This is a genomic window from Paenibacillus sp. FJAT-27812 (genome assembly GCF_001273905.1).
Taxonomy (GTDB): Bacteria; Bacillota; Bacilli; order Paenibacillales; family Paenibacillaceae; genus Pristimantibacillus.
The window spans coordinates 3,768,037-3,784,988 of record NZ_LIGH01000001.1 but is presented as its reverse complement, the minus strand read 5'-3'; the positions used below and the strand labels follow the sequence as shown (position 1 = coordinate 3,784,988).

Below are 16,952 nucleotides of genomic sequence, written 5' to 3'. Positions count from 1 at the left end.
ATAAGATATTCACAATACAAACTGCGAATGGAGGAATGGTGATGGGAGCACTGCAAAATCGGGTCGCCATTATTAGTGGTGCTGGAACAGGATTGGGCCGCGCAGCAGCCATTTCTTTTGCTGCCGAAGGCGCGGAAGTCGTCCTGCTGGGAAGACGTCTGGCGAAGCTTGAAGAAACGGCAGTGGTCGTGCAAGAGAAGACGGGCAAAACCGCCCTCGTGCTGCAAACGGACGTATCTGACGATCAGCAGGTACAGGAAGCGGTCTCTGCTGCAACCGCGCATTTTGGCCATATCGATATTATTTTGAACAATGCAGCCGTACTTGAGCAAGGAACTGTACATGAATTATCGTCTGACGAGTGGCAAAATCAAATCGCTATCAACTTAACGGGACCGTTTCTGCTGACAAAGGCTGCACTGCCGGTTATGCGCAAAGCAAAGTACGGACGAATTATCAATATAACCTCCGGTCTTTCTTGGAACGGAGCAGGCGGTTACGCAGCATACAGCGCAGCTAAAGCCGGACTTGAATCATTAACGCGCACGCTCGCAGATGAAGAGCATGAGCACGGCATTCTCGTTAACCTATACAATCCAGGTACTCTTCGAACCGAAATGCATGCAACAGGCAAAGATCCCGCCATCGTGACCCCTGATCTGATACGGCTAGCCAGCTTATCCGCCCTCGGTCCTACCGGTACGATTGTCTCTTATGGTTAATCTGATATATGAAAAAAAGCGTTACAGGGGTTTGTTCCTGTAACGCTTTTTTTAGCGTGGTATATGGCTGCTTGTTTAGTCCGATTGTGTTTTGAGCAAATGAGAGCGGCCGTCCAACCTTTTTATACGAGAAGCGGTACCGCTTTTTGTACATCACCTTTGCTGTAAATCAGAAGTTAGCTGTGCTCGATAAGCTCAATCCACTCGTTATATTCGGTTTGCAGCTTCGAGTATTCGTTTTTCAGCTTATGATGCTGCTCAAGCAAATCCGCGTGATCCTCGGCAAGCTTCTCCGCGGAACGCGTTGCTTCATCGCGCTCATACGACAACGACTCCAAAGCGCTCGCTGCCTCATCGCGCTCATAGGCCAGCTTCTCTGCTTTACGCGCAGCCTCGTCGCGCTCTTTCGCAAGCTTCGAAGTGTGCCCGCTAAGCTCTTCCTTCAGCTCAGAAGCTGAAGCGGCTTCCCGCCTTGCTCTCTCTAGCTGTTCAAGGAGCGCCTCTTCGTCCGCTTCGCGCGATTGCTTCTCTAGCTCCAGCTGCTTCGCCTCAGCGGCTATCTGCTCCGCATATTGCTGCTGCGCTTGCAGGCGCTCGCTTAGCTCGCGTTCGCGCGCTGCCGCTGCCTCGAGCTGCTGCGAAGCGATACGCTCGCGTGCTGCCGTAAACTCAAGCTGCTCGGTCAGCTCCTGCTCCCGCGCTTCCAGCTTCTCAAGCTCGGCCTTGTAGGCTTGCTCGCCGTCGGCAGCAGAAGCTGCTATCTGCTCGATTCGATCAAGCTGCGCCTGCAGCTTCTGAATCGTCGTCTCATAATCATGCTGCTGTTGAAGCAGCAGCTCCTCTTGATTGGCCGTGAGCTGCTTTTGCTGTTCATCGTATTGTGCAGTCAATTGCTGCAAGCGCTCCTCGCGCTCGTCCGCCAGCTGCTTAAGCTCTTCCTCCTGCTTCGCGGCAAGCTCATTGTAACGCTCCTCATACTCGTCAACCAGTTGTTCAGAGCGAGCAGCTTCCTTAGCGGCAATCACTTTCGCTTGCTCTTCAAATTCGCTAGCCAGCTGTTTATTTTGATTCTCATATTGAATCGCCTGCTCAAGCAGCTGTTCCTCATACTGACCGGCAAGCTTCTTGGACTGCGCTTCCAGCTCGGCCGCCTGTTTTCTTACTAGCTCATCATACTCACGAGCCAGTTGTTTATAACGCTCGTCATGCTCCTCTGCCTGCTGCCTTGCCCGTTCCTCTAATTCACGAGTAAGCTTGTTGTTTTGCTCCTCATGCGAAACGGCTTGCGCCAGCAGCTGCTCTTCGTATTGATCAACGAGCTTTCTATCATTTGCTTCACGTTCAGCAATTTGCTGGTTAACCCGCTCCTCGTATTCATGAGCAAGCTGCTTGGATTTTTCATCAAATTCATGCTTAAGCTGCTTGTTTTGCTCTTCGTATTGAACAGCCTGCTCAAGCAGTTGCTCTTCATTTTGATGAACCAGCTTCTGAAGCTGCTCCTCGTGCTTCGCGGCAAGCTCCTTTTCCCTTGCATCACGTTCGGCTGTTAGGCGCTCATAGCGCTCATTGCTTTCTGCGGACAGTTGTTTGAACAGCTCGTCGTTTTCCGCTTCTACCACTCGAAGCTGCGCTTCCTGCTCCAGTTGAAGCGAGCTCACGAGCTCACGCTTCTCTTCCTCCAGCGACTGCAACTGCTGCTCGTGCTCTTCATTCAACAAATCTCGCTGCTTCTCTAGCTCGGCGCGCAGTATATGCTGTTGTTCTTCGATATGAGCTAGATGAATCAGCTCTTTCTCTTCCTGCTCGAGCTGCAGCTTAAGCAGCTGCTCCTCAAGCTGGAGTTGCGCCTCCTCCTGCTTCTGCTCCAGCTCTTGCGCATCTTTCAAGCGCTGCTGCAGCTCCGTAGCACGCTTATCCGCTGCAGAGACGTGGCTCCGTTCATGGGCTAGCTTCTGCTCCAGCTCTTGCACCTGCGCGTTTGCTTGGCTATTGTGCTTTTGCAGCTCCTCAATTTGGGTTCGAGTCTCATTCAACTCGCTTTGGGCAAGCAGCAGCTCGCTCTCCCGCTCTTGAACATCCCTCTCCAGCTGCGCAAAAGACGTCCGGAACGTCTCTTCCTGTTCCATCGCCTGAACGAGCTGATCATCCGCTGCCGTTAGGCGCTGCTCCAGCGCTTCCTTATCTGCGTTCCAGCCTTGCTGAAGCTCGGCTATCTGAGCTTGCAGCCTGCTCCGCTCCTCCAGCCAGCCGTTTCTGCGTCGCTCAAGGTCAGCGCGGAACGCTTGCTCCGCCTGAGCGGCTTCCGCCTTCCATGCCTGCTCGCGCTCCTCGCTCTGCCGGGCAAGCGCAATCTGTGAAGACTCTGCATGTGCCAGCCAGCTCAGCTCGCGCTCATCCCATTTGCTCTGCCAGCTTTCTTCAAGCTTGGTCATTTGCGTCTCTTTCTCTGCCGCCTCGGCTGCCAAAAGCGCTTCGTGCTCGGATTGCAACGTGGATAGCTGATTATCCTTCTCGCTTCTTAGCGACTCCAGCTCTTCCGCTCTCACTCTTTCAAGCTCGGCTAGCTGTAACTCCTTATCCAGCTCAAGCTCCATCAGCTGATTTTCTTTGGCCTGCTGCAGCTCTGATAGCTCCGCTTCCAACCGGGTTTTCAGCTCAGTCAATTCGGCTTCCTTAACCCGTGCCAGCTCCATGAGCTCCGCTTCTTTTGCACGGCTTAATTCGAGCTGTTCCGATTCCATTAGACTATGCAGATCCGACAGCTCTGCATCCGTTCTGTTTCGAAGCTCAGTCAGCTCTTCTTCCTTCACGCGCGCAAGCTCGGCAAGCTCGGTTTCCTTAAGCCGCGCAAGCTCATCCAGTTCAGCCTGCTTCTCCGATTGAACCTTCGCTAGCTGTTCGTCTTTCTTCGTTCGAAGCGCCGCGATCCGCTCCACGTTCTCTTGCGTAAGCCGAAGAATCGTTTCCTCCTGCAGCCTGATTGCCTCCGCCGCTGCCGCTTTCTGGGCCGATGACTGCTCTTCCGCGAGCGCAAGCATTTCGGCTAGCTCCGCCTCCGCAGCCTCCTTCGCCTTCTGCAGCTGCTCGCTCGCCATTCGTTTCGTTTCGGCAAGCTCAGCCTTCAGCGAAACTGCCTGCTCGCTTATTTTCTCAAGCTCCTGAATCATGAGGTTAAGCTTTGCTTCCTCCTCCAGAAGCCTCGTATTATCACGCCGCAGACGGAAAACTTCCTCCGTAATTTGCACGGCTGAGAGCACCGCGAGCTTCGGCATGTCGAGTCTCGGATAACCTTTTGCCAGCTTTTTCATGCTTTCGTCGATTGCTGCTGCAACCCTTTTCATATATTCCACATTGGAATGACCTTTTAATTTATATTGAACTCCATATATATCAACCGTAACTACTGTTTGTTCAGCATCCATTAAGGCGAATCCTCCTATTGTCCAAGTAGAGCAAGCGTAAACGGCTGACCGCAGCCTTTGGCTTCAAAAGTTCGTTTCACGTTGAAATACAAGCATAATCATCGAAGAAATAACAATTATGCCTTGTATTACAAGGAAAAAAGCCGCATCAATAGCTCACTAGGAACTATTTCGATGCGGCTTTGAAGGTTTCCTGCCTACTTACGCAATTCCGCTGCAAAAGATTGTTCTAATTGTAATACAACCTTCCCATGCAGCTCCGTTACCTCTTCATCAGTCAATGTACGCTCGCCGTGACGGTAAACTAGCGACAGCGCAACGCTCTTTTTGCCTGCTCCAAGCTTCTCTCCGGTATATACGTCGAAGACGCGGACAGATTCGAGCAATTCTCCTGCAATCTCCCACGCTACGCCCGTTAGCTTAGCAGCCGCAACCTCTTGGTCAACGACTACCGCGATGTCACGCTGCATAGCCGGATAACGAGGAAGCACCTTGTATTCGATCTCCGAATCAGCCAGCTCATAGATCAAATCAAGACCGATCTCAAGCACATAAGTGTCAGCTAGATCCGATTCAATTTGAAGCGCGGGATGCAGTTGTCCGACATAGCCGATCACTTCATCGCCCTTCGGCGTGTGAAGGCGAACGGCAGCAGTTCTGCCCGGATGGAAATGCTCAGGTTGAGCCGCTTCATACGTAACGCTTGCCGTTAAGCCAAGCACCGCAAATATCGTCTCCAAAATCCCCTTCGCATCGTAGAAATCCACTTGAGCTGCCTTCATGTTCCACTGCGCCTCCGAGCGGTTGCCCGTAAGGAGTGCTGCAAAACGATGCTTCTCATGCGGCAAGCGCGTCAGCTGCTCTTCATCGGTATGGAATACGCTGCCGATTTCAAATAGTGATGCAGATTCATTTTTACGGTTGCGGTTATAGGCCGCTGTTTCCAGAAGCTGAGCGACAAGCGTCGTGCGCAGTACGCTGCGGTCTTCGCTCATCGGCATCGCAAGGCGAACCGGAACCGTTTGCTCAGCTAGCGCCGGGAATAGCTTCGTGCGCTCAGGCCCTGTGAAGGAGTAGCTAACCACCTCGTGAAGGCCCGCATCCGAAAGGCGCTTGCGCAGCTCGCGGCGAATCGCTTGCGGCTTCGTCAAGGAGCCCGGCACAACATCGCCATGAATGAGCGTTGTCGGAATTTCATCGTAGCCGTGAAGGCGAGCGACTTCCTCTATCAAATCAACCGCGCGCGTAATGTCGCCGCGACGAGTCGGTACATTTACCGAAAACACATTGCTTTCAGACAGCTCATATTCAAAATGCAATCGGCCAAAAATCGTTTGAACCTCTAGTCTCGAAAGCTCCGTACCGAGGTAGCCGTTAATTTTGTCCAAGGAAACCGCCACTTTGGCTGGCTTCGCTTCTCCCGCCGTTACTTCTACGATACCTTCCGCAACTAAGCCTTCTGCAAGCTCAGCGATAAGGGATGCAGCGCGGTCAAGCGCAGGAATGACTCTCGCCGGATCAACTTCTTTCTCAAAGCGGATGCTTGATTCCGAACGAAGTCCAAGCTGACGAGACGTTTTTCTTACCGTGCCGCCATCAAATTTAGCCGATTCGAGCAAAATGTTAACCGTCTCGCCCGATACCTCCGTGCTTGCTCCGCCCATTACGCCCGCAAGCGCGATCGGCTCCTTGCCATCCGTAATGACAAGCATATGCGGCTCAAGCTTGCGCTCTTGGTCATCCAAGGTTACAAGCGTTTCGCCTGCTTTCGCTAGGCGCACATCAATGCGTCCGCCCGGAAGGCGGTCTGCATCAAAGGCATGCAGCGGCTGTCCATATTCGAGCATAACAAAGTTTGTAACGTCAACGACATTGTTGATCGGACGAACGCCGGCAGCGATCAGCCGGTTTTGCAGCCACAATGGGGAGACGCCGATTTTTACGCCTTTAATATAGCGTGCCGAGTAATGCGAGCATTGCTCCGGCGCACTGATGCTGACCGACACAAGGCTGTCTGCGCGCTCAGTTGTGTGATTAATGACTGCGCTTGGCAAACGCACCTCGCGGCCAGTCAAAGCCCCGATTTCATAGGCTACGCCCAGCATGCTCAGGCAATCCGAGCGGTTCGGCGTCAGATCGAGCTCAAGCACTTCGTCGTCAATAGCCAGCACATCGCCGATTGACGCTCCAATCTTCGTTGCTGCCGGAAGGACCAGAATGCCCTCCTGCTGCTCCTTCGGAAGAAGCTTATCGTTAAGGCCAAGCTCCTTCGCCGAGCAGATCATCCCTTGGGATTCAACGCCGCGCAGCTTCGCGCGTTTTATTTTGAAATCGCCGGGCAGCACAGCGCCAATAACAGCAACCGGAACAAGCTGGCCTGCATCGACATTTTTCGCGCCGCATACGATTTGAAGCTCTTCGCCCGTACCAACGTCCACCTTGCAAACGTTCAGCTTATCCGCATCCGGATGTTTTTCCTTCGACTTCACATAACCGACTACGACGCCGGTTACGCCCTTGTTGCGAGATTCGACAACGTCGATTTCAATGCCGCCGCGCGTCATTTTCTCAGCAAGCTCTTCTCCGCTGAATCCGGACAGGTCGATATATTCATTTAACCATTTATAGGATACATTCATCTCTCTTCTTCCCTTCTCTCATTGCTACATTCTTGCGAATTGGCTTAAGAAACGCAGATCGTTCGTATAGAAATGACGAATATCGTCAATGCCGTATTTCAACAACGCGATACGCTCAACGCCCATACCGAAGGCGAAGCCGCTTACCTCTTCCGGATCATAGCCGCCCATTTCGAGAACGCGCGGATGAATCATGCCGCAGCCAAGAATTTCAAGCCAGCCCGTGTGCTTGCACATCCGGCAGCCATTGCCGCCGCATTGCACGCAGGTTACGTCAACCTCTGCGCTTGGCTCCGTGAAAGGAAAGAAGCTTGGGCGAAGCCTGATTTGCGCTTGCGCGCCGAACATTTGCTGCACGAATTGCAGCAGCGTGCCTTTCAAATCGCTCATTCGAATGTTTTTGCCGATGACAAGGCCTTCGATCTGATTGAACTGGAACGAATGCGTTGCATCGTCATCATCGCGGCGGTATACCTTGCCTGGACAAATTACTTTAACCGGCGTTTGACCGTTCATCGCCTTCATCGTCCGAACTTGCACCGGCGATGTATGCGTGCGCATGAGAATATCATCCGTTACGTAGAATGAATCCTGCATGTCGCGCGCTGGATGGTTTTTGGGCAGATTAAGCGCTTCGAAGTTATAATAATCCGTTTCCACCTCTGGACCTTCGGCGATCGTGTAGCCTAGACCGATAAACACGTCCTCAATCTCTTGAGCAACCTTGTTCAAAGGATGCACGGAGCCCGTCGGAAGCTGCTTGCCTGGAAGCGTAACGTCAAGCGTCTCCGCCAAAAGACGGTTATTCGTTTCCGCTTGCTGGAATGCCTCCTGCTTCTCGTCAATAACCGTTTCAATCGCTGCTCGCACGTCATTCGCGACCTGGCCGATTACCGGACGCTCTTCAGCGCTCAAACCGCCCATTCCACGCAAAATTTCAGTCAAAGCACCTTTTTTGCCAAGATATTTGACGCGCAAATCATTTAACTGCTGTGGGGTTTCTACATGCTGCAGCTCTTGCAGCGCTTCGCCGCGCAGTCCTTCCAATCTTTCCTTCATTCTTCTTCGCCTCCATATCATCATCCCTAAATCATGACACAAAAAAAGGCCCTCTCTCCCTAAAGGGACGAAAGAACCGTGGTACCACCCTAATTCGGATTACGCTCCAGCCGTAGCGGATTGCAATCCCTTAGCCCCATAACGGCGGGAACCGGACTTCCCCTACTCGCGCCATGCGGCATGCCGCGGCGGCGTTTCAGGTGTCTGCTCCGGAGTGAATGTTCGGCAGCCTAATTTCACAAAGACGCTCTCAATCTACGGCGTCTTCTCCCTGTGCGAAAGCACTGCTTACTTGTCTCCATCATCGCTTTACTTCGGATATGAAACATTAATCTATATTATATGCAATCAACAGATGCGATGCAACAGCAAAACCTGCTTTTATTACGAATCAATCCGCATCATCATCTCTTCCAACAGCCGGATGCGTGCGAACGAAGCCCGCAGCAGACCGATCCCGATCTCGGGATACAAGCGGATCAGTCTGGAGACGTTATCGCCTACCAGCTTCAAAACCCGTACATCTCCGAGCAAGGACTGCGCCGTTACGGTAGACGGCGTGCTGTCGAGCGCTGAAGTTACGCCGCACACATCGCCCGTTCCAAGCACGCCAATCGTGCCTTCCCAGCCTGCGGCAGAGATGCTCGTCAGCTCGATATTGCCGTCAACAATGACGTACATCGCTGGATTGGGCTCTCCCCGCTCCAGCAGGTTCTCCCCATCCAGGCATGTATGCTCCTCCGCAATGCTCGCGATCAATCCAAGCTCCTCCAGCGACAAATCGGTAAAGTAGGGAACCTGTCTTAGAAAAACGACCTTATTTAGTCTGCTCATCATCTGCTCGTCGCTTGCCATATGCTCCCCCTCCTCTACTAATGCGGCTGCGGCAATCTCCCGCCACCAATCATCGCTTCCCTTTACGGCCGCCTCCAAAATGGAACGCGCTTCTTCGTCCGACTGAACGGGCTTGCCTTCTTCGCCTCGTTCCAGTACGGTGAGCAGAAACTGCGATAACCGCCGCTCGCCCATTCCCTCGGCGAGCACTTCCCATGCGTTGCTGCGAATCTCTTCGTCCTCATCGGCAGCCGCATGTTTAATTGCATCCACAACCTGCTCATCGGCCAGCTTGCTTAATATCGCCCATACGCCTGCAAAAATAAAGGAACGAACCTCCCGCCAGCGCATAAGCGCAAGATGCGAAAGCTCTGCCTTGCCTAGCTGCTTGAGCGATAACGAATAACCGGAAGCCGCCTCAAGCTCGCTGAGCCGCTTAAGCGCCTCATCCGTCAGGCCCGTCCGCACCTGCTCATCTGGCAGCAGGGCAGATAATGCTGAGACCGCTGATGTCCAGCGCTTCGGCGGCGCATCCGGCAAGCAGTCAAGCAGCGGCTTCACCGCGCTGCTGCCCATTTGAATAAAGCTCTCCGTCGTCGTGCGGAACATCTCCTGATCCATCATCGGAAGGCGCTCCAGCAGCTTCGGAATAATCGACGTTACTTGCAGCGTCCCTAAACAAGAAATAGCTGCTACCCTTGCCGCGGGATGCGCTTCATCGACAAGCCTCTCGATCTTCGGAACGAAAGCATGGAGCTTTAGCTCTGCGACTACCCGGCATATATAGACCGACGATTCGCCGCCCTCGTCCAGAATACGGTCGATCACCTCCGCGCACGCTTCATAGCTTGGCGCGTTATTGAAGGAGTACATCGCTTTAACCGCCTCGGCTACGACGCTTGGATGCCGATCGAGCAGCTTTTGCCGCAGGAAAAAGAACGCTTGGTGCTCCATATGCTTCATCCTGCCGATTTGCCTTACGCCCTCGGCGCGCATCTCGTCATCTGGGTCCTCCAGAAAAGCGGCTACTTTAACCATTGCATGCAAATCCGCACTCTCTAGGTTCATCGCGCGAACGGCTGCCACACGAATGCGAGGATTAGGATCATCAATAAGCGCTAGCAATTCCGTCACGTCATTCGGATTTTGCAGCCTGCCTAAAATTTGCAAAGCAATTTCTTTGGCTGAGTCCTGCGGAAGCTTCAGCATTCTCCGCACCTCATCGATGGCTGCATCATTGCGGCTGAATTCATCGAACTGCTCCGCCAGATCATTTTCCCCAAGCGTCTGTACGCTGTTAACGAGCTCGCGCATATAAAACCTTCTGCCAAACCAAGCGAGCACAAACAGCAGCGCCGCTCCGGCTAGTCCAACGAAAGATAGCAGCGTCCAAGATAGGCCAAAGCCTGAATGCAAAAACTGCAAGCCAGCGCCGATCAAAATGCCCGCGGATGCCGCAATGCCCTGCGCCGCATACCGGTAGCTGTCCCGCTGGGCAAGCGGAAGCGTTTTGAAAAATAGCTGGTAAGAAGGCTCCGCTGAATAATAAAGCAGCAAATACAGCAGCATGTAACCGGCCGAAATGATCGGAAGCGCAGCCGAGCCGCCTACAAAAATCAACGCGCCGGCAAACGAAATGACATATACGCCCGATATCGCCGTGAGCATTTGGCTTGCGCCAAGGCGCGCCATCAGCTTACCCGATACGGTCTGCAGCAAAAACGCGAGCACGAACAGCACCATCGTAATCATCCCAAAAAAACGGCTGAATGCTTGCTCGCTCGGGAATGAGATTTTGGTCACGTTCAAAAATTGATATTCCATCAGAAAATAAAGCGCTGGCATAAGCGTCATCAATAAGATGACCGTTAACAGAAAGGGCGATCGCAGCGCATGCTTAAACACCGCAGCCGTCGAAACCTGCTCCTCTTCCTGCGCATTTGCTTCGAGCTTGATCGATAACGGAACCAAATAACGGGAAATGACTTTACGGTAATTGGGCAGCGCCGCCAGAAGCAGCAAACCGCCAGCCGCATATACAACCTCAGGCCCAAAAGCAAGGCTGATAAGCTGCGCAAGCAAACCTGCCGCTACACCGCCAAGCGTTGCCGAGCCAACAAACACGGGCATCAGTCGCTTCGCCTGCTGCGTTGAGCATAGATCAACCGCTAGGCTCCACAGCAGAATCGTCTGCTGCCTGACGACAAAGCTTGATGCAATGAACAAAACCGGATAATACCATCTCAGCTCAAGCCCAAAGCTTTGCAGCACCAGCAGCACCAAGCCGTTAACGACAACAATGCCGAGCAAGATGCCATATAACACTCGCATCAGCTTTGGCTTGGGAAGTCTGGCAGCCAGCCAGGACAAAAGCCAAGCTTCTAACGGCAAAATAAAAGCCTCCGCCGCGTAAACGTAAGGGAGGTACTCGCTTCCGAAGCGTTGATTGAACAACGTCATGAAGCCGTTATAATTTAGCATCTCGGATATTCCGCAAATAAAAAAAACGGGCGCCATCATAAGCAGCTTTCGCTGATCCTCTGGACGGGCACCGATTGCACGCAAAAATCTGTCCATATTCATTTCGCTTTAAACCAGCTTTCGATGATAGATTAACCGGTCTTCCCCTTCGTAATAATAATCTGGGCATCTGCCAACCAGCGTAAAGCCGCTTCGCTCAAACAGTTGTCGAATGCGGTCATACTCCGGCAAGTCGCACGTATAGGTTACTAGATATCTAGCGTTCATCGTCTTTAAAAAAGCATACATTTGCTCAATAAGCATCGCTGCCAAGCCTACCTTGCGATATTGATGGTGCACAACGAGATAATCCCAGCTGAAGCCGCCGGTCTTCTGCTCATTTTCCGCAATGCAGTTGATGCCAATGATGTTGCCAAGCTCATCCTCGGCATACCAGAAGAAAACTTCCTCTTTCAGAGCACGGTAGGGGAGCTCGCGAAAATGAACCAGCTCCCCCGGCGTGTAGCGCGTATCGTCAAAGGAATGGTCCGATAGCAAAAAATCGACGATTCTCCCTGCTTCTTCGGTTGTAGAAATGCGTTCAATCCGATACTGTCCCACTAGCATTCGTCCCGCCTCCACCTTGCTCCTATTGTTATACGGCCAGCGTTCCGTTCCAGCCCTCTGTCGAACCCTTCTGGTAATATTCATCGCAAAGGTAGAAATAAAGCTTAGCCGCTTTGTCGAAGCGATTGATTTTTATGACCTCGATAAACGTTTCCCGCGCATCGAAGAAACGCCCCTCTTGGCACAGCATAATGCCCTTCTCGAACATCAGCCTCGTACGATCCTTCAAGCCGCGCTCCGAATCCGAATCGCCCTCGTAAACGTCGATTAGCTCAATCGGATCATCCTTGCCGTCAATCCGGACGCGTCCAAGCTGACGGAAGCGGTACTTCTCGGGAGAGCGAAGCTGCTCAAAAAAAGTACGGGTAACCAGTATAGAAGCACCCATCGTATCCGACATGCGCTCGAGAGTAGCGGTAATGTTCACATCATCCGAAATGACGTTGCCCTCCATCCGCTGCTCCTCGCCCACGATGCCCAGCATCAGCGGTCCCTTATGGATCGCCATTCCAAGATCGACGGCAGCGAAGCCGGAAGCCTTCAAGCTTTCATTATAGGATACAAGCTCTCTGCGTATGGCGACTGCCGCGCGCAGCGCATCCTCATTCCGGGCAGGGAACAGCGCCATGAAGCCCGCTCCTAAATATTTGCTGATCAGCCCTTCCTCCGTGCGGACAAACGGGCTAAAGCGCTTAAGAAACATATTCATGAAATCAAAATTTTGCTTCGGCGAAAGCTGCTTCGAAAGCTGGTGGAACGAGCGGATATTCGCGACCATCACCGTCATATTTTGCTGAACCTGGTCGCCGAGATGGATGTCCGTAATGCCTTTTTTGCCTAAGTATTTGAAAATTTGCTGCGGTACAAAACGGTGCGAGGCTTCGCTGAACGACGTAATGTCCTTAATATAAGTGCGAATATGAAGCGCCATTCGGTTAAACTGCTCACCCAAATCGCCCACTTCATCCTGCGAGCGGATATTGACTCTCACATCCCAGTTGCCGTTTGCCATCTCCATGACGCTTTTGCGAAGCTTGCGAAGGGAAGACAGCAGGTAATAGGTAACAGCCAGCACCAGCACAAGGAGTACCAAGCTTATAAGCCCAATATTCCGCATGACGCTTTTGTAAATCGTTTGATTGGATTGATAGAGAACGTTCAAATCGCGGCCCGTTTCATATACGCCGACAATTTTGCCCGAGGAGTCATAGATAGGTCCGATTGCATACAGCCACTTGCCTGTCGCATCCTCCCAGCGGTCGGTCAGAACTTCGCCATTCTCAACGACTAGCCGATTCTGATCATTGACTGGAAACGGCTTATACATATTAACGCCGTCATCATCATCCATCATGATAAAGATTTCGCCGTTCTCGTATTTATACAATGTGCTGTATAAGCCCTTGCGGTTGGCAGCGTCCTCGCTTTCGAACAGGAAGTTCATTTTGCTGCGGATCGTTTGATAGTCTTTGTTCATATAATCGTTAGGCGAGGTGAGTCGATTCAACTGGTCGCCGTTAATCATATTTTGGCCATTGCGCGCAAGCAGCGAAAGCTGCCTTTGCATCTCATCCTCCATCCTGCTGGAGAAGCTGTCATAGATGAAGTTGGACAACAGGACCATTGCAATGATCAATATAGGAACAATGGCGAATACTTGTTTAAAAAAGAGTGAAATTCTGCGATTGAGCACATGTACGTAAAATAGCCTCATCAGCAGCAAAAGAATAATCGCCAGCACGGCAGCAGACAGCCAAATCAGCCAGCCCTTTACGATGGAGCTGCGCTCATAGGTTAGTTTTGTCAGCATATTGGTTTGGCCCTTAGCCGCGGCTATGCTGACAATGCGATCATCCAGCACGATATCCATCTGCCCCGCATTATCGATCGTCAGGTCCATAATATCCAGACTCTCGGCGTTCGGCGCGATTTTTCTCAGCGTCGCTTCATCTATTTCCGTAACCAAATCGCTGGAATCTACCGCATTCATGCTCGTAACCGCATTAACTAAACGATCTACAAAATATAATCTTCCGTTATCTTGAAGCAGCAGCCCTTCCGGGAAGTTTTTGCGGGTGCGGTCCATACCGTCCAGCGGATAAGAAATCTCGCTCGCCCCGTCAGCCTTCACCCGAAAAATAGCGCCGCGCTTCGTCGAATAATAGATATTGTCCGGCTTGTAGCCTACAATTTCCGATAGATAACGATCTTCCGGCAAAGCAAACGTCAGCGTAACCTCGGGCTTGCCGCCTGCTGCCGACAAATGGTTCAACTGTACCTTGTTATCTTCATTAATATAGAAATAAACATCATTTCCTGCGACCTGAAGACCCTTGATGAGGCCTACTCGCTTGTTCGTGCCGCTTCCCTTGAACGTAAAAAGGTCTTTGCCGCGCGTATCGCCCAGCGTATAGCTTATGATCCGTTCCTCTTGCACATAGAGCCCATAGCTGTCCAAGACGGTATCAAGCGCATAGATCGTACCGTCCTCCGCAACCGCGATATCGGTAAAATCATGCCTGATGCCATCGTCAGCATTTTGGCGGATAAGCTCTTTAATTTTGCCATCGCTGCTCATTCGCACGATTTCTTGGCGAGAGTCTCCAATAACGATTAGGTCCCCGTCAGGGCCAGCGGAAGTTTTCGACAAATAGGTGAGTGGTTTTTCTGTCGTATAAGGAGGGGTCTGAAAGTGATTTGAATTCGGATAAAGCCAGAAGCCGAGGCCGATCGCTATCATTAGCAGCAGAGCAATACCCATTGTGGACTTTCGCATGCGCACCATCGCTTTCACTTTGCATAATTCTTCTATTTCCATAGTACTACATGTTTTGCTGTTTGGCATTAGTTTACTTGTAACTATCGCTCGAATGTTAGCTGTTTCCGTAGGTTTTTGTTGATGGCGTTTAGGGCTTATAGTACTATGAATATAGTAGAAAATAGGAGGAGCAGACCGATTTGTGCTCACTCGCGGAAAGGAAATTTATGGGACAACTCGTATGCGGCGGAGCCACGATGCAATGCTCCTTCGGAGCAGCTCCAAGTACATTAAATGTACTTCCTGCCAACCGTGTTTTGACGGCTATGCCGATCGCAAACATAATGGATAACAAGCCGATGGTTAATATTTTACCCTTTGGCGTATGCAACTCGATGGCGAATCCCATGGTCGCAGCCGCAACGGCTGCCGCTTTAGGCGTACTGACTCCTCAGCCCTGCATTCCCGTTACAGCCGCTCCATGGGTACCCGGCTCGCCAACCGTGCTGGTGGCGAACATGCCCGCTCTCAACAATTCTTCAAAATGCATGTGCAACTGGGGGGGCGTCATTCAGCTCGTAAATCCAGGACAAGTGACGATACAGGTGCCATGACATGATCGAACAACTGCTCAAACCCATCATAAAGCCGATTCAACGCAAAATCATTGCTCCGATCAAGCGCGCCAAAACGCTGCCGAAGCGACTTTTCGCGCTGCTGCGCAAATGGCTCGTCACCGCTATTTTCGGGCCGCTCCGATCGCTTAACAATTATTTGAAGATCGGAAGCTACTTCATAGCGAAGAAGCTGATTGCGCTAATTGTCATCATTACGCTTGTGATCGTCTATTTTGGCTTTATTAGCCCGCCTGCCTTAATTAACAAATGGTTCGGACGGACGCCGCAGCTTGAAGCATCCGCTGCAGCAGCAAGCAGCTTTACGGGACCGGCAACCATTACGGATGCGGACGGCAGCTTGCTCTTCTCGGGCCAACTGGAAAACGGACAATACACGGGAGCCGGCAAGCTTTATTATCCAAACGGCAAGCTGCGCTATCAAGGCGACTTTGCCAAAGGAATGATGGCTGGGGCAGGCGAGCTGTATGACGAAGAAGGCGTCCTTCTCTATCGCGGGGAGTTTGCAGGCGATCAATACGCAGGTGCCGGAACGTTATTTTATCCAGACGGCAAGCCCAAATATGAAGGACAGTTTCTAGCTGGCGCATATGAGGGTGCCGGAACATCCTTTAACGCTGACGGCAGCATCGTTTATGCCGGCGCATACGTGAAGGGGGTTTACAGCGGCGACGGCAAGCTATACAGCGGACCGGATAAGCTGCTTTACGAAGGGCAGTTCAACAACGGCGTCTACGAGGGTGCAGGCAAGCAGTTCGACAGCAGCGGCGTGCTCCTCTATGAAGGAAATTTCCTTGCCGGCAAGCTTTCAGGACCCGGGAAACAATATTTCCCATCCGGATTTGTGAAATACGACGGAGCCTTCCTGCTAGGCAGCTATCATGGCATTGGCAGCTTGTTTAATGAAATGGGCTCCGTCGTCTATACGGGCTCGTTTGCCGGAGGACAGCAGAACGGCACCGGGCAAGCTTATAACGCCGCAGGCGGCATCGTATATGACGGCAAATTTGTAAATGCCAAATATGAAGGCGTAGGCGCGTTGTTCGATATGGACGGAGCGCCGCTCTATAAAGGTTTTTTCCGCGGAGGCAGCTTATTTGCGGAAGGCTTCATGGATCTTTCACTCGTCAAGCTGCAAGAAACATTAGGCGCTCCCGATGCGCCCGTAATCGCGCCTGAGGAAGACGCGGTAGACGAAACGGCTGGCTCCGAGGAGCTTGCCCCTGATGCAGGTGCCGAGTCCGAGGCTGGCGTCATTAATCCGTCACCAGCAGCGACAGCAGCGGGAGAAGCAGCCGGGCAGCCATCAGCTACGCCAACATCTGCCGCCGGCGCAGAAGCGTCTGCAGCACCAACATCAACCCCTGTACCGTCAAGTGTCGAAGTTAAGACATTAGCCGCAAGCAGCGAGACTGCCGTGCCGAGCACCAAAGATACAGCTTCTGGCGCAGCAAGCAGCTCTGACGGTTCCGCTTCTGATGAGAGCTTGACCGCAGAGCCGATCTTGCCGCAGACGCTGACATTCAGCGCGCTGCAAATGTCCTTTCAGCTTGAAGTCGACGAGGACAATCCTGAAGCCTTCTTTGTACGCCAGCTAACGACTTGGAATTCCACCGTAATGGAACAGACTTACGCGCGGCTGTTAGCCGCGAAGGCGGTTTCCACGAAGGAGAAGCTGGAGAACGGCCGGTCGACCGTCTTGTTCAAATCAGGCAACACGCTTCTTACCTTTTTGTTAAATAAAGACAAGCCCGTCAGACTTGAAATGACGTACATCGTACCTGAGCCATAACATT

9 protein-coding genes are annotated in these 16,952 nt (G+C 52.1%); 3 read left to right on the top strand and 6 right to left on the bottom strand.

Annotation, left to right across the window (positions count from 1 at the left end; genetic code table 11):
• Window positions 1–41 precede the first annotated feature (41 nt).
• The gene (locus ADU23_RS15955; RefSeq protein ID WP_053374632.1) at window positions 42–722 is read left to right on the top strand and encodes an SDR family NAD(P)-dependent oxidoreductase; all 681 of its coding nucleotides are present in this window, start codon (window positions 42–44) and stop codon (window positions 720–722) included.
• Window positions 723–898: 176 nt separating this feature from the next.
• Here the strand turns inward: ADU23_RS15955 and ADU23_RS15950 are convergent, their stop codons facing one another.
• From ADU23_RS15950 to ADU23_RS15925, 6 genes are all read right to left on the bottom strand, one after another.
• On the bottom strand, window positions 899–4,144 hold the full coding sequence (locus ADU23_RS15950; protein ID WP_053374631.1) for a hypothetical protein: 3,246 nt from the start codon (window positions 4,142–4,144) through the stop codon (window positions 899–901).
• A 197-nt stretch (window positions 4,145–4,341) separates the two neighbouring features.
• A complete protein-coding gene (gene pheT, locus ADU23_RS15945) occupies window positions 4,342–6,783 on the bottom strand; it encodes a phenylalanine--tRNA ligase subunit beta (RefSeq protein ID WP_053374630.1) in 2,442 nt (813 codons plus the stop codon).
• 24 nt (window positions 6,784–6,807) lie between these two features.
• Window positions 6,808–7,842 (bottom strand): phenylalanine--tRNA ligase subunit alpha, encoded by a 1,035-nt coding sequence (pheS, locus tag ADU23_RS15940; protein WP_053374629.1) that lies wholly within the window; start codon window positions 7,840–7,842, stop codon window positions 6,808–6,810.
• Between the two features lie 384 nt (window positions 7,843–8,226).
• The gene (locus ADU23_RS15935; RefSeq protein ID WP_197286071.1) at window positions 8,227–11,253 is read right to left on the bottom strand and encodes a cyclic nucleotide-binding domain-containing protein; all 3,027 of its coding nucleotides are present in this window, start codon (window positions 11,251–11,253) and stop codon (window positions 8,227–8,229) included.
• Window positions 11,254–11,265: 12 nt separating this feature from the next.
• Window positions 11,266–11,763 carry a GNAT family N-acetyltransferase gene (locus tag ADU23_RS15930; RefSeq protein ID WP_053374627.1) on the bottom strand — a complete coding sequence of 166 codons (498 nt, stop codon included), beginning with the start codon at window positions 11,761–11,763 and terminating at the stop codon, window positions 11,266–11,268.
• A gap of 28 nt (window positions 11,764–11,791) precedes the next feature.
• Window positions 11,792–14,548, bottom strand: a complete 2,757-nt coding sequence (locus ADU23_RS15925; RefSeq protein ID WP_231637612.1) for an adenylate/guanylate cyclase domain-containing protein — start codon at window positions 14,546–14,548, stop codon at window positions 11,792–11,794.
• Window positions 14,549–14,748: 200 nt separating this feature from the next.
• On the opposite strand from ADU23_RS15925, the gene ADU23_RS15920 reads away from it, so the two are divergent.
• Window positions 14,749–15,135 carry a DUF4280 domain-containing protein gene (locus tag ADU23_RS15920; protein WP_053377661.1) on the top strand — a complete coding sequence of 129 codons (387 nt, stop codon included), beginning with the start codon at window positions 14,749–14,751 and terminating at the stop codon, window positions 15,133–15,135.
• A gap of 1 nt (window position 15,136) precedes the next feature.
• The gene (locus ADU23_RS15915) at window positions 15,137–16,948 is read left to right on the top strand and encodes an MORN repeat-containing protein (protein ID WP_053374625.1); all 1,812 of its coding nucleotides are present in this window, start codon (window positions 15,137–15,139) and stop codon (window positions 16,946–16,948) included.
• The last annotated feature ends 4 nt before the right edge of the window (window positions 16,949–16,952 follow it).

Excerpts from the sequence above, each read along its gene's own strand:
- ADU23_RS15930 (WP_053374627.1), bottom strand. The coding sequence starts at position 11,763 with ATGCTAGTGGGACAGTATCGGATTGAACGCATTTCTACAACCGAAGAA.
- pheS (WP_053374629.1), bottom strand. The coding sequence starts at position 7,842 with ATGAAGGAAAGATTGGAAGGACTGCGCGGCGAAGCGCTGCAAGAGCTG.
- ADU23_RS15950 (WP_053374631.1), bottom strand. The coding sequence starts at position 4,144 with ATGGATGCTGAACAAACAGTAGTTACGGTTGATATATATGGAGTTCAA.
- ADU23_RS15935 (WP_197286071.1), bottom strand. The coding sequence starts at position 11,253 with ATGGACAGATTTTTGCGTGCAATCGGTGCCCGTCCAGAGGATCAGCGA.
- ADU23_RS15915 (WP_053374625.1), top strand. The coding sequence starts at position 15,137 with ATGATCGAACAACTGCTCAAACCCATCATAAAGCCGATTCAACGCAAA.
- ADU23_RS15925 (WP_231637612.1), bottom strand. The coding sequence starts at position 14,548 with ATGGTGCGCATGCGAAAGTCCACAATGGGTATTGCTCTGCTGCTAATG.
- ADU23_RS15920 (WP_053377661.1), top strand. The coding sequence starts at position 14,749 with ATGGGACAACTCGTATGCGGCGGAGCCACGATGCAATGCTCCTTCGGA.
- pheT (WP_053374630.1), bottom strand. The coding sequence starts at position 6,783 with ATGAATGTATCCTATAAATGGTTAAATGAATATATCGACCTGTCCGGA.
- ADU23_RS15955 (WP_053374632.1), top strand. The coding sequence starts at position 42 with ATGGGAGCACTGCAAAATCGGGTCGCCATTATTAGTGGTGCTGGAACA.